This window comes from Aquimarina sp. EL_43 (assembly GCF_943422735.1).
In the GTDB taxonomy this organism is placed as follows: Bacteria; Bacteroidota; Bacteroidia; order Flavobacteriales; family Flavobacteriaceae; genus Aquimarina; species Aquimarina megaterium.
In genome coordinates this window covers 1,343,493-1,366,439 of the sequence record NZ_CALSBR010000001.1, presented here as the reverse complement: position 1 = coordinate 1,366,439, position 22,947 = coordinate 1,343,493, and the positions used below count along the sequence as shown (strand labels likewise).

The window sequence follows — 22,947 nt, the reverse complement described above, 5'->3', positions numbered from 1 at the left end:
TAAACCAAATAGGTTTCAAGCTTCTTAATTTTTTATAATTAAACAACCCCATAAACAACATAAAATGATAAAAAGAATAGTATCTGTTATACTTGTTGGTACTCTTATGACTTCTTGTGTTTCTTCTAAAGTACACAAAGAATTAGAAAGCAAGTATGCTCGTTTGAAGCGAGAAAATCGTAAAACCAAAGACGAATTAGCAGCTTTAGAAAAAACAAGCGATGCCAATAGAAAGGCATTAGAACAATTAGATGCCGAATATCAAAAGGTTAAAGCCGAGAGAGATGATTTGCAAGGAAAATATAATGCAGCACAGGCTAATTATGAAAACTTAAAAGATTCGTATGATGCATTAGAGAAAAACAGTTCGGCAGCGATTGCGGCCAATAGTAAGAAAAACAGAGAACTGCTAAAACAACTGGAGGAAAAAGAAAGAGCGCTGGCCGAAGAACGTAATCGTTTGGATGCATTACAACGAGACCTCGCTTCTCGTTCTAAGAGAGTAGATGAATTAGAAGGGTTAATTGCAGCCAAAGACGCCAAAATGCAGGCACTTAAAAGTGCAATATCCAAAGCACTTCGAAATTTTGAAGGAAAAGGCCTTACTGTAGAAGAGCGCAATGGCAAAGTCTATATCTCTATGGAAAACAAACTACTGTTTGAATCTGGTAGTTGGGCAGTAGGAGCACAAGGACAAAAAGCAGTAAGACAACTCGGTAAAGTATTGGGCGATAATACCGATATTGCTGTTTTGATCGAAGGGCATACCGATAACGTACCTTATACAGGTAACGGACAGCTATCGGGCAACTGGGATTTGTCTACCAAGAGAGCTACTGCAATTGTCAATATTTTGTTACAAAACCAGAAAATTGACCCACAAAACATCACTGCGGCTGGTAGAGGAGAGTTTGCTCCTGTAGCATCTAATGATACCAGTACAGGAAAAAGTAAAAACAGAAGAATCGAAGTGATCCTAACTCCAAAATTGGATGAAATCACTAAACTGTTGAACGATATTTAAGTTTACAGAAATTATAAAACATAAAAAAAGCGACCAAAATGGCCGCTTTTTTTTATATATTGATAGAATTGAAAGTATTTATAAACTCTCAAGTATTTTACGAACTTCAGCATCGTTATTTTCTTTAGCAGTTTCTTTAACTCGTTTAAGAACGTCTAAAAATTTATCTACAACTTTATGGGCTTGCATTTTATCTAAGGTAATCTGTCTTCCAGTAGAAGTAAGTAATTTATAATTAAAATAATCAATAGGAACAGATTTATCTTGCTCTTTCACTAAAGAAGTAGTTCCATTTTCTTTTATAATAGAGATAACATTACTTTGTGCTGTTACATTATTAGTAATTTCAGCAACGTCTTTTGCAAGAGGATATAATTCATCACTAAAAATTTGATTTAACTCGCTCCAATCTTTTTGAGCTTGAACTGATAATCCTGCGCCTAGTACAAATAGAAGTAAAAATAATTTTTTCATAGTTTTGGGTGTTAAAATAATGTATTATAGTTTATAGGTTAATTACACCGGTTATCAGAACGTGATAAAATTTATTTTATTGTTAAAATAACCTTAAAAATTGCCTCAAAATAGGTAATTTATTTGATAAAAACCAAAAAGCGTGCCACAGATTTTAGTAAACAAAAAATAAAATCCTTAATTATGCATATAATGAAAAAGCACACTGTTTTTTATATAAAAACCCGTTGTGCATTTTGAGCTAAAACATTTTTCAAAATGTCAGTTCGAGTGAATTTTTGATAAAAAAGTTGTATCAAGAACCCATTTAAAGGTTAAAATTCTTATTCTCGATACATATTTTACTCATTTTAATCGTAAAATTCACTCGAATTGACAGAATTTTATCAAAATGCACAATGAGTTATAAAAAGTATAAAAATAAGAAAAACAGATAACAAAAGGGCGTTGCCAAACGTTTATTATACCCAAATTAATTTAAAACTATAGAACAAATGAAGAGGCTATCCATTTTTGTAATATTACTAGTATCCGTGTTCAAAGGAGTAAGCCAGGAAAGCGAAGAAGAGTACCAAAATGAAGAAGAAATACAAAGTGAAGAAGAGGTGCAGGAGGATGAAAAAGGAGAAAACAACTACTTTGATATCTATGCATATTTTAATTTCACCAATGATGAATATTCCAATGCCTTGGATAAGGTAAATGATATGGATCCAGAAGATCAAAATGTCCTATATACGTTGGTAGTAGAAGTGCAAAAAGATATAGTATTAAAAGATCGCTTGTTCGGGGAGTTGATCGCAAGACCCAAAAAAAAGAATCCTTTCAAAGGTAAAGACAGCCCAGGATTTACCTGTATCCTACGTGGTCTTATAGAAAACAAAACAGTATATAATGAGGTTATTAAAGGCGGAGGCTCTGAGGATCGTGCCAGAAATGTCGCAGCCCTCGCCGAAAGAACTGTTCGGAGAAAATGCGGTATCGCTAAAAAAAGTGAATAAGGTATAGCACGAACTGTTTCTATATTCCAGTAAATTCGAGTCACAGGTGGTATTATCTCAATATATTGACGAAAAGCATAACCTCGTTCTGCTACTCCAGGTTTAATTTTTTACCATAAGCAGTTCGGCAATACAGGGATAGTAATTTGATTATTAGGAGGTTTAGAATATTATAGTATCTTTAAAATACCTTAAATCATTAAATACCTACATAGTTATGTTTATTATCTTCGGAACAAGAGGACTAAAACACACCGTGAGTGAAAGTCCTGTTTTATCAAATTCATGTCCAAATTGCAATAATGGAAATCTCGTAAATAAGCTCTATCGCAGATGGTTTACCTTATTTTTTATCCCCATGATTCCACTGGATGTAGTAGATCGATTTTATCAATGCGATAGCTGTAAAAGTGCCTATAACGAAAATATAAAAACGATCTTACAACGCTCGCAGGATGAGATTAACGAGAATCAAAAACGAGCAAAATTAGTATTTGCCAAAGCACTTATAGCCTCGATGACACATATGTCGATTATCGATGGAGATTTTGCTGCAGAAGAAGAGCGCGAAATTATGGATGCTATAGAAGGGTTCCTAGAAATGAAGGAAGAATTAATGGCGATACATCAAAATATAAAAGCAACTGGTAACCAGGATAACCAGGTCTTTAATTTTCTTAATGAAGCACGAAATGAGTTATCATCAGAAGCGCTAATTAATATATTAGCACAAGCAGCTGTAGTACTATTGGCCGACGGAGCTATCGAAAAAGAAGAAGAGAACCTTATGAAAGAATATCTTATCGCTTGCGGATTACCAAAAGAGATGTACCAAACATTAATCGATAAACTGATGCAAAAAGATATGACCAAGATTAAAAAAGAACAATTGAATTAAGGCTTGTGATAATTTTTTTACCTAGGGTTGGTATTTGGCGTAAGCTTAATCAATAGAATATTGTCTGATCGAGTGTTTTTTCGAAATGAAAATGAAGCAAAATGTATCGAGAACCAATGTAGATTCAAGTGTTTTTTTGAACAATACAACCCTTCACGACAAGGGAGTACCCCTTATCGACATTGGGTCGAATGTATCAAAAGGTAGTTCGAGCTGATATTTTAATGCTTCGAGCCGATACAATAACGCTTCGAAGCCGTACATTGATCCTTCGAAGCGATAGATTACAGACTAAAAGCGATAACATAAAGGTTTTTTTCGATACATTGATGGGTGGTGATCCAAAAAAAGGTAGCTTGAACTACCTTTTTAATCCTTCGAAGTACCTCGATACCTCTTCGAGCTATGATTTTAATACGTTGATGTATCTAAGCGATCCTTACAAGGGCCTCGATAATGCTTCGATTTCTATGACAAAACCAAACGATTTTGATAAAAAGTTACAAAGACATCGAACTTTTAATTATCTCTACCAGAGAAGAGAGTACCCCCTTGTCGACATGGGGGGTGCCCTATCAAAAGGTGGTTCGAGCTGATATTTTAATGTTTCGAGGGATGATAATAACCCTTCGAAGTGATACATTCAAGCTTCGAGTTGATGTTATATGGCATAAAGGGCTTGAGAGGAGGGATAAAAGTGATGGTTTTTGGGGTTCGAGGCCATAAAGGGAGCCTTCGAAGGACTTCAGTAACGCTTCGAAGGACCTCAGTAACGCTTTGAAAGGTGTTGTAAAGGGGGTATCGTCCTAAGTTTATATATTTTTGTTAATCCTAGCAATGTGAGTCCGATATAACTTTTAAGCTAATCAGAAGCCGTCAAATTGATTTCTATGACGTAACCAAACGATTTTGATAAAAAGTTTGATTTTTGATTAATGCAAAAATGATGTGTATTATTTTGTTTCTTACAGCATTTAATACACTCATTTTGTTTTTTCCTTCATCTACTTTTCTATGGTAATATATGCTTAGATCATTCTCTAATCTAATTGCACTCATAGCTCCTAGATGTAGTAATCTTTTTAGTTCTTTATCTGCAAAATTAGATACTTTCGGTTTTCTAAAGATAGATGTTCCTGACGTATTTTCAAAAGGAGCTACTCCGGCATAACAAGCAAGTTTTCTAGGCTTGGTTATGGTTTTAAACTCATTGGTTTTTACTAACAAGTTCCAAGCTAAAATTTTTCCAACACCTGGAGTAGATACAAGCTGTTTATGTAAAGTTAATAGTTTTTGATCTTGCTTTACAATTTCTTGTATTGATAGCTCAAAATCTTTAATCTGTTTATCCAATTCTTTGATTAACCTATTATTCTTTGTTGTTAATTGCTTACTCATTTTTTTATTAGTTAAGCACAGATATTCCTTGTTCTTTATAACTAATGCTTTTCTTTGTTTAATTCTGTGCTTTCTCTCTGTTAGAAGCACTTGAAGGTCTTTTATTTTTAACCTTTGCGCAGTAAAGGGGGCTACTTCTGCATAATTGCTTTTAATGAATTTAGCAATTCTCAAAGCATCTATCTTATCATTTTTACCTCTAACTAATCCCATACTTTTCTTTAAATGCAGTGGATTAATAACATAAAACAAACACTCTAATTCTGATAATAATTCCATTAAGCTCCAACCATACTTTCCTGTATTTTCCATACAAACATAATTTACAGATTTGCTAGATAAATGTTTACTGAAAAAGCAACGAATGGATTTTGGCGTATTATCTATTTTAAAAGACTCTTGATGCTCTGATAAAACACAGATGTCTAAAGTAGATTTACTCACATCAATTCCAATAAATTTTAAATTGGTTTTCATAACTTTGATTTTAATGAATTATGTTATAACTCAACTCCTTAATAATGGGCTCTAATCCCTAATTTCTATTTGAGTTTATAACTGAACGGAAAAGGTCTGAATCAAATTATAAGCTTTAAAACTTAGAGTGAATAGATAGTGTACCTTTTCCGTTCTTTAAATTATAAAATATCTCAATGCTAATCTAAAGGAGTGGTTTTTCAGAATGAAATGGAGAAAAATTGTATCGAAATTAGGCTTTTGATGAAAAATTCATTTGTCTTCGATAGCTCTGCTAAGCTTGGTCGAAGTACAATTTTCGATCGAAAATCACATATTATAAAGGAGACACTACATCGAATCTGTTGACAAGCAAAGAATAAAAAAATAAGTAATAAGACGATATAAACTTATATCTTTGTTATCAATCCTACCCAAAGATCATCTAAAAAGGAACATACTTTATTGGATGATCTATTTTTTAGCACAGTACATTTCTCTTTAGAGAGATAGAACTATGTATGTGATAAAATATAAAACTATAATTTCGTTTATTGATCAAAGCTCTCTTATGAAAAAATTAGCATCGGTTTTTCTAACCTCCTTTTTCTCTATTATTTTGTGTGTTTTATCGTTACAGGCTACTCATGCACAAGCAACAAATGATACTTTGCTAGCTTTTCAATATTATAAAAAAGCAGATTCTTTATTGGTACATAGGTATTCAGATAGTTCTATCGTTTATTTTAAAAAAGCTTTGTCTATTTATGAAAAAGCCAAAGCCCAGGAACGTGTTGTAGCTTGTTATAACGGATTGTCATCAAACTACATCTTTTTAATTGAAGATGAAAAGGCAATGTCTTCTATGCGACAGGCATTGTCTTTATGTAATACCCATAAATTAGATCAGCAAAAATCAAAAGTTCTGGATAATTTAGGAGATTATTATTATTACATAAAATCCAATAATAAAAAAGCCGAAGAATATTATAAAAAAGCATTAAACATTCGAGAAAAACTAGCTTTTCAATACCCTTCAGATTTATACAATTTCTATATTAATTTGGCCAGGATAAATATTTATAAAGGTAAGTATGAAGATGTAAGAAAAAATGTTGAAAAGGCACTTGCTTTAATTACTAAACATCATGGATCTAGTCATTATAAAATAGCAGATATCTATGATATAAAGGGGCATTATCATCTCCGAAAATGGAATTTCGAACAAGCACGTGATAATTTTGAAAAAAGTCTTAACATCAGGAAAGAATATTTTGGCGAAAACAATTTGCAAACAAGTTCTTCTATTAGTAAATTGGGAATATATCATTATATTAAGGGAGAAATCGATACTGCAATCAAGTATCAAAATAAAGTATTAGCTATTGAAAAATCTTTTTTTGGTGAAGGCCATTTAAAACTAAGAAAAATTAATGTTAATCTGGCCAATTCATACAAAGAACAAGGGTTTTATGACCTGGCGTCAGAAATATTAGTGAAGACTTCGAAAATGATCCGAAAGGAGTTAGGAGAGGATCACTTAGACCTTTATCTTGTTTATTATAATCTTGCCAGTATATATTATTTTACAGGGCGTTTGAATATGGCTCTTGACTTCAATCAGAGAATCATTCGTCTATTAGAAAAAAACAATCAAGACGATAGAGAGTTTGCTTTTATTTATAACAAAATGGGGCTTATTTATATAGAAATGGACAACTATATAAAAGCAATAGAGTGTTTAAAAAAGTCAATTGATTTAAAAGAAAAAGTTTATGGGGAAAGTCATATCGCTATTGCAGATGGTTATAATAACTTAGGAACAGTATATATGCTTAAAGATGAAAAGGATAAAGCGCTTCAATTTTTCATGAAATCCCTAAAGATTAAAAACAAAAGATATAAAGGAAGTCATGTATCTCTTGCCAATAGTTATAAAGAAATAGGTCAATTATATACTAGAGGTAAGAATATAGATCTTGCCTTAAAATACCTTCAAGATGCTTTAGAAATAAGAATTAGTGAATATGGAGAAAATAACCCTAGAGTATCTCATATTTACAACCTAATAGGAAATGCTAATTTGGCTAATGATAACTATGTTTTGGCTATTTCTAACTTCAAAAAAGCAGTTGAATCAAACCAAAGATCTAATTCTTCAACAGAAGTAAAGTTTTCTAATTTTTTGAATCATAATGTTTTATTGAGTTCTTATGAAGGGCAAGCTAAAGCATATTTATTGGCATACAGAAAAAGTTTGAATACGAATAACCTTTTGAAAAGCCAGAAACAATGTAAAATTTCGGATTCTTTGATACGTTTTGCAAGGTTTCATAATACGAATTACAAGGATAAAGTATTTTTTTCTAAAAAGGCTAAAGATATTAATAAGATTGCAATAGAAGGATCAATGTTGCTGTACAATAATGATATTTTAGATTTACAAGATGTTCTTTATTTTTCTGAAAAAAGTAAAGCAAACACTTTAATAGAATTGATTAATAATGATTCTAAAAGGTTTTCAGGATTACCTGAAAAGATAATAAAATTCGAAAAAAAATTAAAAATTGACAGATCCTATTATCAATCAAAAATCCAAAAAGAAAAATCTGAATCAAGTAAATTAATAGAATTCAAAAATAAATTATTTAGTATAAACAGGAAGCAAGATTCATTAAATGAGGTATTAGAAAAGAACTACCCAAAATATTACCATTTAAAGTATAATGACAAAGTAATTTCAATTGTCGATATTCAAAAAAAGATAGATCAAGAAACTACTTTATTAGAATACTTTACTGCAGATAGTATCACCTATGCTTTTACGATTTCTAAACATGATATTAGTGTACAAGAACTATCGACTCCAAAACTTACCGAGCAAATCGAGGCATTTCGTAAAAGTATTATTGCCAAAAACACAGGAGCATATAAACAACAAGCATATGCTTTGTATAATACACTTATAGCACCGGTTAAAGATAAATTAGTTGGGAATCAATTGATCATAATCCCCGATGGACCACTATGGCATCTTAATTTTGATCTACTGTTAACTCAGAATGACGATTCTAATAATCCAGCCCTCTTATCGTATTTGCTTAAAAAGTATGCGGTTACTTATGCCAATTCTGCAAACCTGTTGTTTACTACTTTTAAAAGTGATCTGGATACCAAACCATTACAAGAATGTCTGGCGTTTTCTTTTTCAGATAGTACTCAGACTGCAGAGACACGTACAATAAGTATGGCCACTCTAAGAGATGCTGGTGGTGATCTACCAGGAACCCGTAAAGAAATCAAAGCTATTTCTGATATCATCGATGGGCAATACTATTTTGGATCACAAGCTATAGAAGCTAATTTTAAGAGTAATGCAAGTCAATACAACATCCTACATCTGGCATTACATGGAGAGGTAGATAACGAACGCCCAGAGAACTCTAAACTCTATTTTACCAAGAGTAAAGACACTATAGAAGATAACCTACTCTATAGTCATGAGCTGTTTGCTCTGGATATCCCTGCAGAACTCACTGTACTTAGTGCCTGTAATACCGGTAGTGGTAAGATTGCCAAAGGAGAAGGAATTATGAGTTTAGGGACTGCTTTTCAGTATGCAGGAACCAAAAGTTTGTTGCTCACCAGCTGGGAGGTATCGGATCAAACGACTCCAGAGTTAATGAAATATTTCTACACCAATCTTAAGGCAGGGATGCATAAAGGTAAAGCCTTACAACAGGCAAAACTACAATACCTAAACACCGCTAATATCAATCGTACCGATCCTTTCTATTGGGGAGGATTTTACCTGGTAGGAGATACTACTGCAATGCAGTTTAATGACCACACTCAACTATATTGGATTTTAGGATTGAGTATAGTCGCAGTTATGTTTTTGGTTGTGTTTTTGTATAGGAGGAGAATTAAGAATGGATAATTCAAGTTAAATGCCTACTTTTGTACAAGTTCTTTGGAATTCAATTGGTATAAAACACCATACTCCATAGTTTATGAATTTATGTTTAATTTTTAAAACTATGTATGATGAATTGGAAAATTCAAAAACTATTGAATGGTGAGACTATTGTCTCCAAAGAACCTGGTAATTCTATGTTACCCATCTTAAAATCAAAACAACCTGTAGTACTTGAACCCGTAGATTGGGAAGATTGCGAAGCAGGAGATATTGTTTTTTGTAAAGTGAGAGGGAACTGTTTTACGCATTTGGTCAAAGGAAAAAATGCTAAACGAGGATTGCTGATCGGTAATAACCGAGGACGCCTTAACGGGTGGACCAAAAATGTATACGGTAAGGTAATTGAAATATTACCAATGCCATAGAGATAGCGCTGAGAGCGCTTTTTTTGTTTATATACACCACTTATTTATATACTATTTTTCAAAGTAAACCTAAATGACTACCCGCAATAGAGGAAGAGAAGCTAGTGATGATCGATTGTTTGGAGAGTTGCCGATGCAAGAAAAATTAAAAGCAGCAGCAAAAGATATGTTGTATCTCCTTTCTCACGGCTATGCAGAAAAATCATCTGTACAATTGGTAGGAAATCGCTATACCCTTAATGCACGACAACAAAGAGCTTTGCATGGTATGAGTTGTAGTGAACAACAAATTGCGATTCGTAATAAAAATAGGGTAACGTCAAAAATGTTAAAAGGGCAAACCATAGCGATAGACGGATTTAACTTATTGATTATTCTCGAAAGTGCCTTGTCTGGGGCATATATTTTTAAAGGACTTGATGGGTATTATCGCGATGTATCTGGTGTTCATGGCACCTATAAACGAGTTCAAAAAACAGAAGAAGCTCTTCTAGTAATAGGAAATACACTTGATAAACTTGGAGTAAGTAGAGTACACTGGTATTTTGATGCTCCGGTTTCTAACAGCGGGCGACTAAAAACAACGCTTCGAGAATTAGCAGAACAACACCATTTTTCCTGGACAATAGATTTGGTTAATAACCCAGATAAGGAATTGGCAAGCTCAGCACATATTGTAGTAAGCTCTGATGCCTGGATATTGGATAGGGCACAAAAAAATACGAACCTGGCTGCTTATCTAATTGAGCATTATATCCAGGAAGCAAATATAGTATGTGCAGAATAATACTAAATTAGTGTGAGTTTAATATAAGAAAATTCACGTCAGCCAGAGATATCCAATAAAATTTTATTCAGTGTTTAAACTGACGTTCCAAAGCAGAGCTTTGAAATCTTTTTTCACCAGTATAAGATTTGTTTTGCGTTAAAAAATCTTGAAGCCTTGGAAAGATTTTAGTACAATAAATCTGGTTTTCAGTGAAACAGAAAAATACCTTGAAAAAAGTGCCTTTTCTTTTGGTTCGTTTTCTTTGGGCAAGCAAAGAAAATGAACAGAAAGCCTAATTTAGATATGATTTTTCGTAGTGAAACGGAGAAAAATCACTCCTTTAGATTAGCATTGAGATATTTTATAATTTAAAGAACGGAAAAGGTACACTATCTATTCACTCTAAGTTTTAAAGCTTATAATTTGATTCAGACCTTTTCCGTTCAGTTATAAACTCAAATAGAAATTAGGGATTAGAGCCCATTATTAAGGAGTTGAGTTATAACATAATTCATTAAAATCAAAGTTATGAAAACCAATTTAAAATTTATTGGAATTGATGTGAGTAAATCTACTTTAGACATCAATTTGACGGCTTTTTTAAACTAAATTCTTACATCTAGTTCATGTTAAACTAAGATATTTGTTTGGCATAATACTTCAAAATAAGAGTTCCCTAACTCAAAACTACCGTTCACTCATTCTGTGTTTTGTAAAATGATATTGCGCTTTACTTTTGAGTAAACCAATGAGCATATAAACACTTTATCTAGTATCTAAACTTGGAACAAGGGGTAAAAAAAGTAAAATTCGAAAGGAAGAAGTGTAGTGTTTAGATATAGAGAAAAGATGATATAGGTTCATTCCTAAAATATATTTGATGGATGTTGGAGGAATAATTTTAGGTTGGTTTAGTGTGTGAAACGGATGCGGCAAGGGGTAGTCGTATCCGTTTTGATTAAAAAAAGAGCTTCTTATATAAGAAGCTCTTTTCTGGTTAAAATAAGGAAGAAGTCAGTAATTTGGTATCACCCTTTTTTATTTGGATCAAACCATTCTCCCCTAGCGTTGGTATATACCGTTTTAGTGTCGTTACCTATAGCAAGGATTAATTTGTAATTTCCAATCTTGTCGGTATAGGCCTCAGAAATACTAGCCTCTGGAAAATCTTTTTCTACAGCAGCTTTAATGATTTCAGAAAGCTTGTCTATTTTAACTTCTTTATAATCTTGCTGATTGGTAGAAGCTTCTGTTTTGGTAATGGGTAGAGCTTCTTCGACTTCTTGTGCAGATACGGTTTGGAATGAAAATAGGACAACACAGATAGCAGCTATGATACTTATCTTTTTCATATTTTTTAGAATTAGTTTTGTTATACTTTACTATGTAAAAAGAAATTATCATTCCAGAATATGAAATGATTTAATGTCTATTTAAAACACTGATTACTAGATGTTTGTGTTTTTTGTGTTTTTAACGTATTATTTCAAAACTGTTGATCTGGTATACCGATTGTGGATTTATTTCACATTTAGAAAAGAAAAGATGCAGAAATATAGATTGTGCTTTCATCAGATTTATTATGATAATTTTTACACTAACTAAGAGAAGAGTTTCTACTTTTGGTCATGAATTTGTTTAAACCTTTTTATTCTCAACTTAAAAATTTATAGCCAAAAAGAATGAAGTACACTACATTACCTGGTACAGATATACGAGTAAGTAAAATATGCCTGGGAAGCATGACCTGGGGAGAACAAAATACCGAAGAAGAAGGGCATCAACAGTTAGACTATGCCATTGATAAAGGGATTAATTTTATTGATACGGCAGAGTTATATTCTGTGCCAGCGAATAAGGAAACCCAAGGAAGCACAGAAAGAATTATCGGAACATGGTTAAAAAAAACTAATAAACGTAATGAGGTAGTTATTGCTACAAAAATTGTAGGCCCCAGAGATTTTGTTAATCATATTCGTACAGGAGGTTTTACAAAAGCAGAATTTACCGATGCGATACATAAAAGCTTGCAACGCTTACAAACTGATTATATTGATCTGTATCAATTGCATTGGCCAGAACGAAATACTAATTTCTTTGGAGTTAGAGGCTATACACATGACGAAGCAGAGCGATGGGAGGATAATTTTGGTGAAGTATTAAGTTACCTTCAGGATTTTGTTGCAGCAGGAAAGATACGACAAATAGGCCTTTCTAATGAAACACCTTATGGGGTAATGCGCTATGCTGAAGAAGCTCGAAAAGGAGCACCAAAAATGATTACAGTTCAAAACCCTTATAATTTATTAAACCGAAAAGATGAGGTAGGTCTTACCGAAGTTTTACATCGCGAAAATATTGGGCATTTACCTTACTCTCCTCTTGGTTTTGGGCAATTAACAGGAAAATACCTCGAGGAAACCCCAAAAAATGCAAGAGTAACCTTATTTCCGCAATTTGCTAGATATCATAACGAGAAATCTTTTGAAGCAACAAGGGCGTATAATGAGATAGCAAAAAAACATGGTATAAGCTTAACTCAAATGGCTTTGGCATTTATAAATGACCGTCCTTTTGTAACTAGTAATATTATTGGTGCTACATCACTGGATCAGTTAAAAGAAAATATTGGTAGTATCGATATCACGCTTTCTGATGCAATTTTAGATGAGATAGAGGCAGTACATGAAAATAATCCTAATCCTGCTCCTTAACCAAATAAAAATTCAACTACATCTTCGATTTTGGTAACCATCTGAATTTGAATTTGAGTATTTTGCAGAGATATTTTATTGTATTTAGAAACAAAGATAGTAGAGAAACCTAGTTTCTCTGCTTCTTGTATACGTTGCTCTACTTTGGTTACAGGGCGTATTTCTCCTGCCAGACCGACCTCTGCAGCAAAGCAAAAATCTTTAGGAATAGGAATGTCCTCGCTTGAGGATAATATGGCAGCAACTACTGCCAGATCAATTGCAGGGTCATCTACAGAGATGCCTCCTGTAATATTAAGGAATACATCTTTGGCTCCCAATCTAAAACCAGCACGTTTCTCTAAAACTGCCAGGATCATATTAAGACGTTTAAGGTTATACCCTGTTGCACTACGTTGCGGGGTCCCATATACCGCAGTACTCACTAAAGCTTGTACTTCTATCATAAGAGGCCTCATGCCTTCTACGGTAGAAGCTATAGCGGTGCCACTTAGTTCTTCTTCCTTTTTAGAGATCAGAATCTCACTGGGGTTAGTAACTTCTCGTAAGCCGCTTCCTTGCATCTCGTATATTCCTAACTCAGAGGTAGATCCAAATCTATTTTTTAAAGCACGTAAAATTCTGTATACATGGTTTCGATCTCCTTCAAACTGTAGTACGGTATCAACCATATGCTCCAGGATTTTTGGACCGGCGATATTGCCATCTTTTGTAATATGACCAATTAATACTACAGGCGTTGCCGTTTCTTTGGCAAACTTGATTAATTCTGTAGTACATTCTCTGATCTGGGAAATACTTCCTGCACTACTTTCTATATAATCACTATGTAAAGTTTGGATAGAATCTATAATAACAATATCGGGTTGAGTTTCCTCAATCTGCCTAAAGATATTTTGAGTTTTAGTTTCGGTGAGAATTAAGCAATTGTCTGTTTTAGAATGAATACGTTCTGCACGCATCTTAATTTGCTGCTGGCTTTCTTCACCAGAAACATATAATGTTTTATAAGGTAATTTAAGACTAATCTGTAGTAGCAATGTACTTTTTCCTATTCCTGGTTCACCTCCCAGTAGTGTTAAAGAACCAGGTACCAACCCTCCTCCGAGTACTCGATTTAATTCGGCGTCATCTGTATTATACCGGGCTTCCTGGCTAGTGTCAATTTCTGAAATTCGTAAAGGCTTGGCGGTTCTACTTGTTTTAGGACTAGATGTAGCACTTTTCCAATCACTAGTCGAAGCTTTTTGAACGATTTCTTCGGCAATAGTATTCCACTCTTTACAAGATGTACATTGTCCTTGCCATTTAGAATATTGTGCTCCACAATTCTGACAAAAAAAAACAGTTTTGGTCTTAGCCATAGAAGATTGATAAGAGTGTAAAAATACTATTATTTTAATAATACAGTAAACAAAAATGAACTCTTAAATGAGCATCAAATATTTTTGTTTGGATTTCAAAAATCAATCTTCTTAATCGGAAATGTGGTATCTTTATATAGTATACAGAGGTCTATCTCTGAATATTTTTTATTAACCAATAAAATATATCATTATGAAAATTCTAAAATTAACCGGAGTAAAACTAATTAGTAAAATTGCTCAAAAAGAAATTAATGGAGGCTCTCCCAATTCTGCTTGTTGTAGTTTGGATAAGACTAAGTGCATGGTAGAATGTATAAACGCCGGGAACAGTTCTGGGGTGTGTTACTTACGATGCTTGAGCTGCTGCTAATAAATGTAAATAATCCTTGAGACAGAGTTTCGAGGAATTTTTTAGATTAAAATCTTATGAAGCTTGTCGCTATATAGCGACAAGCTTCCTTTTTATGTGTTATAAAAACTAATTTATTTTTACCAGCCAAAATCTTCTTTAATTTTATTGACTTTATCCAGCATATAATCTTTGGTTAAGAAAGCGACTTCAGAGAGTTGAAAACCACTTTCATAAGCTCTCATAGCTTTTTTGGGTTCTCCTGTTTGTTCATAGAACATACCTAAATAATAATGTCCCAGCATTAAATCAGAATGCTCTTTTATAGCTAGCTTACCTAAAGGTTCTAATTCTGACCAGTTTTCCTTTTTTTCGAGAGCAGTAGATACTGCAATAAAATCGTTAATTCTTATTTTACGTTTAATACCATACAGTTTTTCTGTAGTTTTATACATATCTACAAGATAGTCATAGGGCGAAGTTTCTAGTGTAAGAAGAACTTCTTTATATGTTTTCTTGCTTATAGGGCGATACATTTCAAAAATACCTTCGAGAGCATTAGGAATAGCTTTTCCAACCAAAGTATAATGAGAAGATTCTTCAAAATTATCAAAGAAATAGCTCATTTCAGGATTTTCTATTACAGATAGCTTCTCATCTAGTGCAATGAGACTCTTTTTGATATTATCGGCGTCATTAGTTGCAGTAGCCAGATAATACCAAATATCAGAAGAAGTCTCTAATTTGCTCGAAATTCGATCTCCCATTGGTGGTCCTAATTCTGGGCTAATGCATATATATCCCTGAAAAATAGGATTGTCTTTAAATAAAAAGTAATTTATAAAATTAGCAGTATAATCATGTCCAACAATAATCTTAAGTTGAGCGGTGCGATAATTTTCATTTAGGTAAGGAACTAGCTCTTGTCCTATAAATTCATAGAATTCTGCTCCTTTTAGAGTAGGTAAAAATTCTGCAGTATCATATCTGCAATCATCTTCTCTGGTTTTTCTTTGATTAACACCAACAACAATTGATTCTGGCATATCTTCCCAATAGGAAAAATAATCCACGTTTCCGGCAACGGGTTCGAATAAGTAATCCCCATCAAGAACAATAATCAAGGGATATATTTTGTCTTCATTTTTCTTATAATTACGCGGAAGTTGAATTTTTAACTCTCTACTTTGGTCTAATTTGATAGATCTGAAAGACTCATATATTGTTTGTCCATAGCTGGAAACAACAAAAATACAAGCTATAATAAGAGTCACACTTTTTTTCATAAGTATTAGGATTAAGGTTAAGCAAGGGACAATATATAAATTATTTCGTTATTGTTCTCTGTTTAAAATAGGGAGAAACAAAAAGGATAACGCCCCAATGACTATATTTATTGCGGTCTGTGAGGTCCATAATATCCAACCAAAAGCTTCTCCTGCTGGTTTTTCGATATCAAAAAGTAATAAGATTGCAGCAATGGCGATAGGAAATGCACCAATACCTCCATTGGTAGTAGACATAGCAAATGTTCCTGCTACAAAGGTGGCCAATATAGGACCTATTGATAAAGAAGCAGTTTCGGGAACCGTATATTTAATAACATAAAACATCACTACATAAAGTATCCATATAAGAAAAGTGTGAAACACAAAAGCTCTTTTTTGTTTTACCTTAGAAATACTTTTTACTCCTTCTAGAAGACCATTTCCAAAATTTCGCAATTTAATAAGTATTGGATTGTTAGAAGTTTTTATAATTTTCAGGAACATTATTCCAGCAAGTAATAGTCCAAGTAAAATAGCAAGAGTGATAAAAGGGCTTGCAATTTTTTCTTCTAAGTATGATAAAAGAAGTTCTGATTGAAAAAGTAGTGTGATACCTATCACTAATAAAAGCATAAGCAAATCAATAACTCGTTCTGAGATAATGGTTCCAAAAGCTTTTTTAAAAGGAACACCTTCATACGTTGATATCGTACCGCCACGTAGAATTTCTCCAGATCTTGGGATTCCCAGATTCGCAAGGTATCCCACCATAACAGCCATAAAACTATTTGATAGTTTGATAGGATATCCCAAAGGTTCTAATAAAAACTTCCACCGATATGCTCTTGAGAGATGGGAGATAATTCCCAAAATTATAGAAAGAATAATCCATTTAGGATCTGCTTGTGTAATATACTGAAGCGTTTTTTGTCTTTCTTCTGGGGTTGCTGAAGCGATAGAATACCAAATTAAAAAAACTCCCAATGCTAAAGGGAGTATAATTTTAAGAAACTTTATAAGTTTAGGGTTCACTATCTATTTTAATAAATTATTTTCCTCGTTTGGGAAAAGAAGTCTTGGTTTGAAGTTTTTAGCTTCTTCAATATCCATCATGGCATAGGTGATTAGTATTAATACATCTCCTTTTGCTACTTTTCGAGCAGCAGCACCATTTAATGTGATTTCACCACTGTTTCTAGGTCCTGGGATAGCGTAAGTTTCTAAACGCTCTCCATTATTATTATTTACAATCTGTACCTTTTCTCCTTCAACAATATTAGCAGCATCCATTAGATCTTGATCTATTGTTATACTACCGATATAATTAAGATCGGCACCAGTCACCTTAACGCGATGAATTTTTGATTTTACTACGTGTACAAACATGTTACAAAGTTAGTTATTTTTTAATTTAGGGCAATGTTATCAATGAGTCTTATTTCTCCTGCAAATACAGCTATAAAAGCTCTGTATTTGGTGTCTTTTTGTTTTCGCTTAATGGATTTTAAGTCAGATACCTTTGCAATTTCAAAGTATTCTAATTTTAGCTCATCATTGTTTTTGAATTGTTCTGATACCCATTTGTTTAAGGTATGAACACTTTTTGTGCCAAAGTCTTTTTTTACCTGTTTCAGAGTCGAATAAATCAAAGGAGATTCGCTAAGTTGTTTCTGGTTAAGCCTTTTATTTCGAGAGCTTAAAGCTAACCCACTTTCTTCTCTATAGATAGGGCACCCAATAATTTGAACTGACATTTTTTCAATTTCAACTAATTTTTTAACAATTTGAAGTTGTTGAAAATCTTTTTCGCCAAAGTAGGCTTTATCTGGATTAACAATAGTAAAGAAATGTTTTAAGACTGTCCCGACTCCATCAAAATGACCAGGTCTGTATTTGCCTTCCATTTCATTTTCTAATCCCCTAAAATCATAATTAATGGATAACATTTCATCTCCATACACCTCTTTTGGTGTAGGAGCAAATACAATTATTTCTTTAGATAATTCTGATAAAAGCTCAATATCAGAATCCAAGGTTCGAGGATAATTAACTAAATCTTCGGTAGTATTAAACTGTGTAGGGTTTACAAAAATACTAACTACAACTTTTTGATTTTCCTTGAGAGCTCTTTCTATCAGTGCAAGATGGCCCTTATGCAATGCTCCCATTGTAGGAACAAATCCAATGGTTTTGTTCTGCTTATTAAAAGCTGCAACATCGTCTAGTATATCTCGTCTTTTTCCGTGTACCCGCATTTGGTGTATAACTTAAAGGCGTGCAAAAATAAGATATTACTGGCAGACTGCATAAATTTTCGTAATTTTGCAAAATTAATTCCAAAAGGAGGACGATAAAAGTATCGATTATATGAAAGATAAGAGGATATTGTATGTATCATCAGAAGTAATACCTTACCTGCCAGAGACTGAAATCTCATCTATGTCTTTTGAAGCACCAAGAATGGTAAATAATAAAGGGGGTCAAATAAGAATTTTTATGCCTAGATATGGCAATATCAATGAGAGGAGGCATCAGTTACATGAAGTAATTCGGCTTTCGGGTATGAATTTAGTAATTAATGATCTGGATATGCCCCTTATTATTAAAGTTGCTTCGATTCCAAAAGAACGAATGCAAGTTTATTTTATCGATAATGAGGATTATTTTAAAAGAAAAGCAACGTTAACTGATGAAGAAGGAAAATTATTTCCGGATAATGATGAGCGAGCAATCTTTTTTGCCAAAGGAGTGATTGAAACAGTTAAGAAATTAAACTGGTCACCAGATGTGATTCATGTACATGGATGGTTAGCTTCTCTTTTGCCATTATACTTAAAGAATTATTATGCTAATGAGCCTCTTTTTGGTCAAAGTAAAATTGTTACTTCTGTGTATAATAATGGTTATGACGGGATATTGGATAAGAATATGATGGAAAAAGTGAAGTTTGACGGAATAGATGAAGAAAAAATAAATGATTTAGCTCAACCAACATATAGTAACCTTATGAAGGTGGCTGTTGATAATTCTGATGCTATTATTGTGGGGTCCGAAGAAATTCCATCTGAGCTTGTAGAACATTTAAAAACAATAGACCAACCAGTTTTAGAATATAAAAAACCAGATGAATTTGCTGATGCCTATGAAACCTTCTATCAGACAGAGGTATTGGTATAAGCAAAACGACGAAATTATTTATGAAATTGAAGAATATTTTAATTAGAATAACGGTTATAGTAGCTGTTGTTTTTACCTTTTTGTCTTGTAACGATGATTTTGATTCTGTTGGTAGCGAGGTTGTTGGAGGTGTTAATTTTGAAGACAAACAGTACTCTGCAGTGCCAATAGCATATAGTAAAAAATTCGAAAGAGTACGTACAAATAGTTTGCCGATTGATCAACGAGGAACTATCCATTCTAATTTGTTAGGAGTCTATAATGATCCTATATATGGACAATCAGTATATAGCATTTTATCTCAGATTCAACCCTCAAAATTAAATCCAACTTTCGGGACTAATGCAGTATTAGATAGTGTTGTTTTTAGTTTACCATATTTTAGTACCGCGACAAGCACAGCATCGGTTCAAATAGGTAATGTTACCGAGACAGCAACTACCTATAGATTAGATTCAATTTATGGAAACCAACCTTTTAAACTGTCGTTGTATAAATCCAATTACTTTTTAAGAGATTTTGATCCAGAATCTAATGAAAGACAAGTCTATTATTCTGATGATGTCGAAACTAACTTTGGGGCAGAAGTAGAACAAACATTACTGTATACTAATAATAATTTTGTTCCTTCAGCTAAAGAAGTTATTACAACAACTGAAACTAATACCAATGGAGAGACTACGACCAAAAGGGAGAGGTTGACTCCTAGATTAAGAGTTGAGCTTCCGGATGAAGCAAAAACTCTGTTTTCAACATTGTTCCTGGATAAAGTAGGTAGCCCAGAGCTTAGCAATGTAAATAATTTTAGAAATTATTTTAGAGGAATTTATATTAAGGCAGAACCTGTTAATGATAACGGAAATCTAATATACCTTAACACAAGAAATGCTCAGATAACCCTTCATTATAGTTTTGATGAGACTTCAAATGGTACAACTACTCGTAAACAAGATAAACTGGATTTAAATTTCTCTAATACTTTTATAAACTCTATAAAAACTACTTTAGATCCAACTATCGCTGAAGAGCTAAAAGAGGAAAATCAGGATACGGTAAACGGAGAAGATAATTTGTATCTAAAAGGAGGTGATGGTTCGTATGCGGTAATCGATTTATTTGGAGGCAACGTTACTAATGAAAATGGCGAAGAGGAAAATGAACTTAGTTTCTTAAAAAGACAAGATTGGTTAATTAACGATGCAAGTCTAAAATTCTATATCGATCAGGATAAAGTAACAGGAGGAGATACAGAACCCGAAAGAATTTTTATATTTAATATTGAGACAGGAGCAGTTCTTCTCGATTATTTTTTGGATGGGAGCGTTAATTTAGATACTCCCTTGACTTCTGTCATTAACCATTTGGGAAGAATCAGTCGTGATTCTGATAAGAACGGAGAATTTTATAGAATAAAAATGACACAGCATATCCTAAACATTTTAAAAGGTGAAATTGAAAATGCTAAACTAGGGTTGTCAGTGTCTCAAAACGTAAACATAATAACAAACGCAATAGGTGATACCCCCACAACTAAGAATGAGATAATTCCCTCCTCATCAATAGTTTCCCATGAAGGGACAGTGCTCTACGGAAATGGAGTAAATGTTCCCGAATCAAAACGTTTAAAACTTGATATTTTTTATACATCATCAAAGGAAAACTAACAATATTTTAAAAACTTAAATTATGTGCGGAATTGTAGGGTACATAGGGCATAGAGAAGCCTATCCAATTGTTTTAAAAGGTTTAAAAAGATTAGAATACAGAGGCTATGACTCTGCAGGGATAGCTCTTTACGATGGGAAAGACATCAAATTGTCTAAAACCAAAGGAAAAGTAGCAGATCTGGAAAAGCGATTATCAAAAGAAATTCCTACAAAAGGGAATATAGGAATAGGACACACAAGATGGGCCACACATGGGGTTCCTAATGATGTGAATTCGCATCCGCATTATTCTAACTCGGGTAATCTGGTAATTATTCATAACGGAATCATAGAAAATTATGATGCTCTTCGTAAAGAGCTGATTAATAGAGGGTATACATTTACTTCGGAAACCGATACAGAAGTGTTGGTAAATCTTATAGAAGATGTAAAAACTAAAGAAAATGTAAAATTGGGTAAAGCAGTTCAAATTGCTTTAAATCAAACCATAGGGGCTTATGCAATAGCTATTTTTGATAAGCAAAAACCAGATGAAATTGTTGTCGCAAGATTGGGTAGCCCGCTAGCTATTGGAGTTGGTGAGGATGAGTTTTTTATTGCTTCTGATGCATCTCCTTTCATAGAATATACAAATAATGCAATTTACCTCGAAGATGGCGAAATGGCGGTTGTGAGAAGGAATAAGGGAGTTAAGGTAAGGAATATTAAAGACGATAAACTTGTAGATCCATATTTGCAAGAACTGCAAATTAACCTGGAGCAGATAGAAAAAGGAGGATATGATCATTTTATGCTCAAAGAAATTTATGAGCAGCCTAATGCGATTAGCGATACCTATAGAGGTAGAATACGAGTTGCAGAAGGGATTATAAAAATGGCAGGTATCGATGATAATCTTGCTAAACTATTAAATGCAAAACGTATTATTGTTATTGCTTGTGGTACTTCATGGCATGCTGGTTTAGTAGCAGAATATATTTTTGAAGAATTGGTTCGTATACCTGTCGAGGTAGAGTATGCATCAGAGTTTAGATATCGAAACCCAGTAATACATCAAGATGATGTTGTAATCGCAATATCACAAAGTGGTGAGACAGCAGATACAATGGCTGCAATTAAACTTGCTAAAGAAAATGGAGCTTTTGTTTTTGGAGTCTGTAATGTGGTAGGGTCCTCAATCTCAAGAGAAACTCACGCAGGAGCTTATACCCACGCCGGACCAGAAATAGGAGTTGCTTCTACAAAAGCATTTACTACTCAAATAACAGTACTATCTTTAATAGCATTAAAACTAGCAGAGAGAAAAGGAACAATTTCTAATAGTGATTTTCATTATTACCTGCAGGAATTAGAGCGAATTCCAGAAAAAGTTAAAAAGACTTTAGAGTCTAATGATCATATTAAGTTTATTGCAGATACCTATAAAGACGCAAAAAATTTCCTGTATTTAGGTAGAGGCTATAATTTTCCTGTTGCTTTAGAAGGAGCATTAAAATTAAAGGAAATATCATATATACATGCAGAAGGGTATCCGGCAGCAGAAATGAAACATGGACCAATTGCATTAATTGACGAACAAATGCCAGTTGTTGTAATAGCGACCAAAAAAGGACACTATGATAAAGTGGTAAGTAATATTCAGGAAATTAAATCCAGAAAAGGAAAGATTATCGGGATTGTTACAGAAGGAGATGTTACCGTGAAAGAACTGGCAGATCATGTTATAGAAATACCAGAAACAGAAGAATTTTTAACACCTCTTCTTACAACGATACCGCTGCAATTATTATCGTATTATATTGCTGTAATGTTGGATAAAAATGTAGACCAACCAAGAAACCTTGCAAAGTCTGTAACTGTAGAATAAAGAGTTCTCTTAAATAGAGACCCATTAAAATATGGAAACCCTATCTGAAAATTTTCGGATAGGGTTTTTAGTTTTTAATAGAGGTAGAATAATAGATAAAAACTACTAAATGATGATAATGTTGTATAATGGTTTTTTGAATAATGAAATCACAAAATTTTGGCTATTTTATTG

General features: G+C 33.2%; 19 protein-coding genes. 11 read left to right on the top strand and 8 right to left on the bottom strand.

Translation table 11 applies throughout. The features are described 5' to 3' along the window. The first annotated feature begins 64 nt into the window (after window positions 1–64). Window positions 65–1,024 carry an OmpA family protein gene (locus NNL09_RS06330; protein WP_196911825.1) on the top strand — a complete coding sequence of 320 codons (960 nt, stop codon included), beginning with the start codon at window positions 65–67 and terminating at the stop codon, window positions 1,022–1,024. Window positions 1,025–1,102: 78 nt separating this feature from the next. Here the strand turns inward: NNL09_RS06330 and NNL09_RS06325 are convergent, their stop codons facing one another. Continuing rightward, window positions 1,103–1,498 (bottom strand): hypothetical protein, encoded by a 396-nt coding sequence (locus NNL09_RS06325; RefSeq protein ID WP_196911824.1) that lies wholly within the window; start codon window positions 1,496–1,498, stop codon window positions 1,103–1,105. Window positions 1,499–1,992: 494 nt separating this feature from the next. Between NNL09_RS06325 and NNL09_RS06320 the strand changes: the two genes are divergently transcribed. Together NNL09_RS06320 and NNL09_RS06315 are read left to right on the top strand one after the other, a co-directional pair. After that, window positions 1,993–2,499 (top strand): hypothetical protein, encoded by a 507-nt coding sequence (locus NNL09_RS06320; RefSeq protein WP_196911823.1) that lies wholly within the window; start codon window positions 1,993–1,995, stop codon window positions 2,497–2,499. Between the two features lie 217 nt (window positions 2,500–2,716). Then, entirely contained in the window at window positions 2,717–3,397 is a 681-nt protein-coding gene (locus NNL09_RS06315; protein ID WP_196911822.1) for a TerB family tellurite resistance protein, read from the top strand. A gap of 888 nt (window positions 3,398–4,285) precedes the next feature. On the opposite strand, the gene NNL09_RS06310 is transcribed toward NNL09_RS06315, so the two are convergent. Further along, a complete protein-coding gene (locus NNL09_RS06310; protein ID WP_196912087.1) occupies window positions 4,286–5,272 on the bottom strand; it encodes an IS110 family transposase in 987 nt (328 codons plus the stop codon). Window positions 5,273–5,822: 550 nt separating this feature from the next. On the opposite strand from NNL09_RS06310, the gene NNL09_RS06305 reads away from it, so the two are divergent. The 3 genes from NNL09_RS06305 (at window position 5,823) to NNL09_RS06295 (ending at window position 10,382) form a co-directional block, all read left to right on the top strand. Next, window positions 5,823–9,191, top strand: coding sequence for a CHAT domain-containing protein (locus NNL09_RS06305; protein ID WP_196909464.1), 3,369 nt, complete (start codon window positions 5,823–5,825; stop codon window positions 9,189–9,191). Window positions 9,192–9,298: 107 nt separating this feature from the next. Then, entirely contained in the window at window positions 9,299–9,595 is a 297-nt protein-coding gene (locus tag NNL09_RS06300; RefSeq protein ID WP_196909463.1) for a phage repressor protein, read from the top strand. A gap of 73 nt (window positions 9,596–9,668) precedes the next feature. Further along, a complete protein-coding gene (locus tag NNL09_RS06295; RefSeq protein ID WP_025664531.1) occupies window positions 9,669–10,382 on the top strand; it encodes a DUF434 domain-containing protein in 714 nt (237 codons plus the stop codon). 1,010 nt (window positions 10,383–11,392) lie between these two features. Here the strand turns inward: NNL09_RS06295 and NNL09_RS06290 are convergent. Beyond that, window positions 11,393–11,716 carry a hypothetical protein gene (locus NNL09_RS06290; RefSeq protein ID WP_196909462.1) on the bottom strand — a complete coding sequence of 108 codons (324 nt, stop codon included), beginning with the start codon at window positions 11,714–11,716 and terminating at the stop codon, window positions 11,393–11,395. 330 nt (window positions 11,717–12,046) lie between these two features. Between NNL09_RS06290 and NNL09_RS06285 the strand changes: the two genes are divergently transcribed. Then, window positions 12,047–13,078 carry an aldo/keto reductase gene (locus NNL09_RS06285; RefSeq protein ID WP_196909461.1) on the top strand — a complete coding sequence of 344 codons (1,032 nt, stop codon included), beginning with the start codon at window positions 12,047–12,049 and terminating at the stop codon, window positions 13,076–13,078. Here NNL09_RS06285 and radA read toward each other — a convergent pair. Further along, window positions 13,075–14,442: a DNA repair protein RadA gene (gene radA, locus NNL09_RS06280; RefSeq protein ID WP_025664528.1), complete on the bottom strand. Its 1,368-nt coding sequence runs from the start codon at window positions 14,440–14,442 to the stop codon at window positions 13,075–13,077. The two genes, NNL09_RS06285 and radA, sit on opposite strands and share 4 nt — an antisense overlap. A 193-nt stretch (window positions 14,443–14,635) precedes the next feature. On the opposite strand from radA, the gene NNL09_RS06275 reads away from it, so the two are divergent. After that, window positions 14,636–14,815: a hypothetical protein gene (locus NNL09_RS06275; RefSeq protein ID WP_152538274.1), complete on the top strand. Its 180-nt coding sequence runs from the start codon at window positions 14,636–14,638 to the stop codon at window positions 14,813–14,815. Window positions 14,816–14,934: 119 nt separating this feature from the next. On the opposite strand, the gene NNL09_RS06270 is transcribed toward NNL09_RS06275, so the two are convergent. From NNL09_RS06270 to panC, 4 genes are read right to left on the bottom strand one after another with little or no spacing between them, the layout of a single operon-like run. Beyond that, window positions 14,935–16,080, bottom strand: coding sequence for an alpha/beta hydrolase (locus NNL09_RS06270; RefSeq protein WP_025664527.1), 1,146 nt, complete (start codon window positions 16,078–16,080; stop codon window positions 14,935–14,937). Between the two features lie 48 nt (window positions 16,081–16,128). Beyond that, complete coding sequence (locus tag NNL09_RS06265) at window positions 16,129–17,094, bottom strand: lysylphosphatidylglycerol synthase transmembrane domain-containing protein (RefSeq protein ID WP_196909460.1); 966 nt, start codon at window positions 17,092–17,094, stop codon at window positions 16,129–16,131. Window positions 17,095–17,097: 3 nt separating this feature from the next. Next, a complete protein-coding gene (panD, locus tag NNL09_RS06260) occupies window positions 17,098–17,448 on the bottom strand; it encodes an aspartate 1-decarboxylase (protein WP_024768330.1) in 351 nt (116 codons plus the stop codon). 20 nt (window positions 17,449–17,468) lie between these two features. Then, window positions 17,469–18,317: a pantoate--beta-alanine ligase gene (gene panC, locus NNL09_RS06255; RefSeq protein ID WP_025664525.1), complete on the bottom strand. Its 849-nt coding sequence runs from the start codon at window positions 18,315–18,317 to the stop codon at window positions 17,469–17,471. A 112-nt stretch (window positions 18,318–18,429) separates the two neighbouring features. Between panC and NNL09_RS06250 the strand changes: the two genes are divergently transcribed. Genes NNL09_RS06250 through glmS form a run of 3 tightly spaced genes read left to right on the top strand, consistent with a single transcriptional unit; the run spans window position 18,430 to window position 22,773 of the window. Beyond that, on the top strand, window positions 18,430–19,239 hold the full coding sequence (locus NNL09_RS06250; RefSeq protein ID WP_025664524.1) for a glycogen/starch synthase: 810 nt from the start codon (window positions 18,430–18,432) through the stop codon (window positions 19,237–19,239). Between the two features lie 20 nt (window positions 19,240–19,259). Beyond that, window positions 19,260–20,903 (top strand): DUF4270 domain-containing protein, encoded by a 1,644-nt coding sequence (locus tag NNL09_RS06245; RefSeq protein WP_196909459.1) that lies wholly within the window; start codon window positions 19,260–19,262, stop codon window positions 20,901–20,903. A gap of 22 nt (window positions 20,904–20,925) precedes the next feature. Continuing rightward, window positions 20,926–22,773, top strand: a complete 1,848-nt coding sequence (gene glmS / locus NNL09_RS06240) for a glutamine--fructose-6-phosphate transaminase (isomerizing) (protein ID WP_025664522.1) — start codon at window positions 20,926–20,928, stop codon at window positions 22,771–22,773. Window positions 22,774–22,947: the final 174 nt, after the last annotated feature.

What these genes read in the sequence shown, in the direction of transcription:
- NNL09_RS06250 (WP_025664524.1), top strand. Translation starts at nt 18,430, where the DNA reads ATGAAAGATAAGAGGATATTGTATGTATCATCAGAAGTAATACCTTAC.
- NNL09_RS06330 (WP_196911825.1), top strand. Translation starts at nt 65, where the DNA reads ATGATAAAAAGAATAGTATCTGTTATACTTGTTGGTACTCTTATGACT.
- panC (WP_025664525.1), bottom strand. Translation starts at nt 18,317, where the DNA reads ATGCGGGTACACGGAAAAAGACGAGATATACTAGACGATGTTGCAGCT.
- NNL09_RS06295 (WP_025664531.1), top strand. Translation starts at nt 9,669, where the DNA reads ATGACTACCCGCAATAGAGGAAGAGAAGCTAGTGATGATCGATTGTTT.
- glmS (WP_025664522.1), top strand. Translation starts at nt 20,926, where the DNA reads ATGTGCGGAATTGTAGGGTACATAGGGCATAGAGAAGCCTATCCAATT.
- NNL09_RS06275 (WP_152538274.1), top strand. Translation starts at nt 14,636, where the DNA reads ATGAAAATTCTAAAATTAACCGGAGTAAAACTAATTAGTAAAATTGCT.
- NNL09_RS06245 (WP_196909459.1), top strand. Translation starts at nt 19,260, where the DNA reads ATGAAATTGAAGAATATTTTAATTAGAATAACGGTTATAGTAGCTGTT.
- NNL09_RS06325 (WP_196911824.1), bottom strand. Translation starts at nt 1,498, where the DNA reads ATGAAAAAATTATTTTTACTTCTATTTGTACTAGGCGCAGGATTATCA.
- radA (WP_025664528.1), bottom strand. Translation starts at nt 14,442, where the DNA reads ATGGCTAAGACCAAAACTGTTTTTTTTTGTCAGAATTGTGGAGCACAA.
- NNL09_RS06315 (WP_196911822.1), top strand. Translation starts at nt 2,717, where the DNA reads ATGTTTATTATCTTCGGAACAAGAGGACTAAAACACACCGTGAGTGAA.
- panD (WP_024768330.1), bottom strand. Translation starts at nt 17,448, where the DNA reads ATGTTTGTACACGTAGTAAAATCAAAAATTCATCGCGTTAAGGTGACT.
- NNL09_RS06270 (WP_025664527.1), bottom strand. Translation starts at nt 16,080, where the DNA reads ATGAAAAAAAGTGTGACTCTTATTATAGCTTGTATTTTTGTTGTTTCC.
- NNL09_RS06310 (WP_196912087.1), bottom strand. Translation starts at nt 5,272, where the DNA reads ATGAAAACCAATTTAAAATTTATTGGAATTGATGTGAGTAAATCTACT.
- NNL09_RS06305 (WP_196909464.1), top strand. Translation starts at nt 5,823, where the DNA reads ATGAAAAAATTAGCATCGGTTTTTCTAACCTCCTTTTTCTCTATTATT.
- NNL09_RS06300 (WP_196909463.1), top strand. Translation starts at nt 9,299, where the DNA reads ATGAATTGGAAAATTCAAAAACTATTGAATGGTGAGACTATTGTCTCC.
- NNL09_RS06320 (WP_196911823.1), top strand. Translation starts at nt 1,993, where the DNA reads ATGAAGAGGCTATCCATTTTTGTAATATTACTAGTATCCGTGTTCAAA.
- NNL09_RS06290 (WP_196909462.1), bottom strand. Translation starts at nt 11,716, where the DNA reads ATGAAAAAGATAAGTATCATAGCTGCTATCTGTGTTGTCCTATTTTCA.
- NNL09_RS06285 (WP_196909461.1), top strand. Translation starts at nt 12,047, where the DNA reads ATGAAGTACACTACATTACCTGGTACAGATATACGAGTAAGTAAAATA.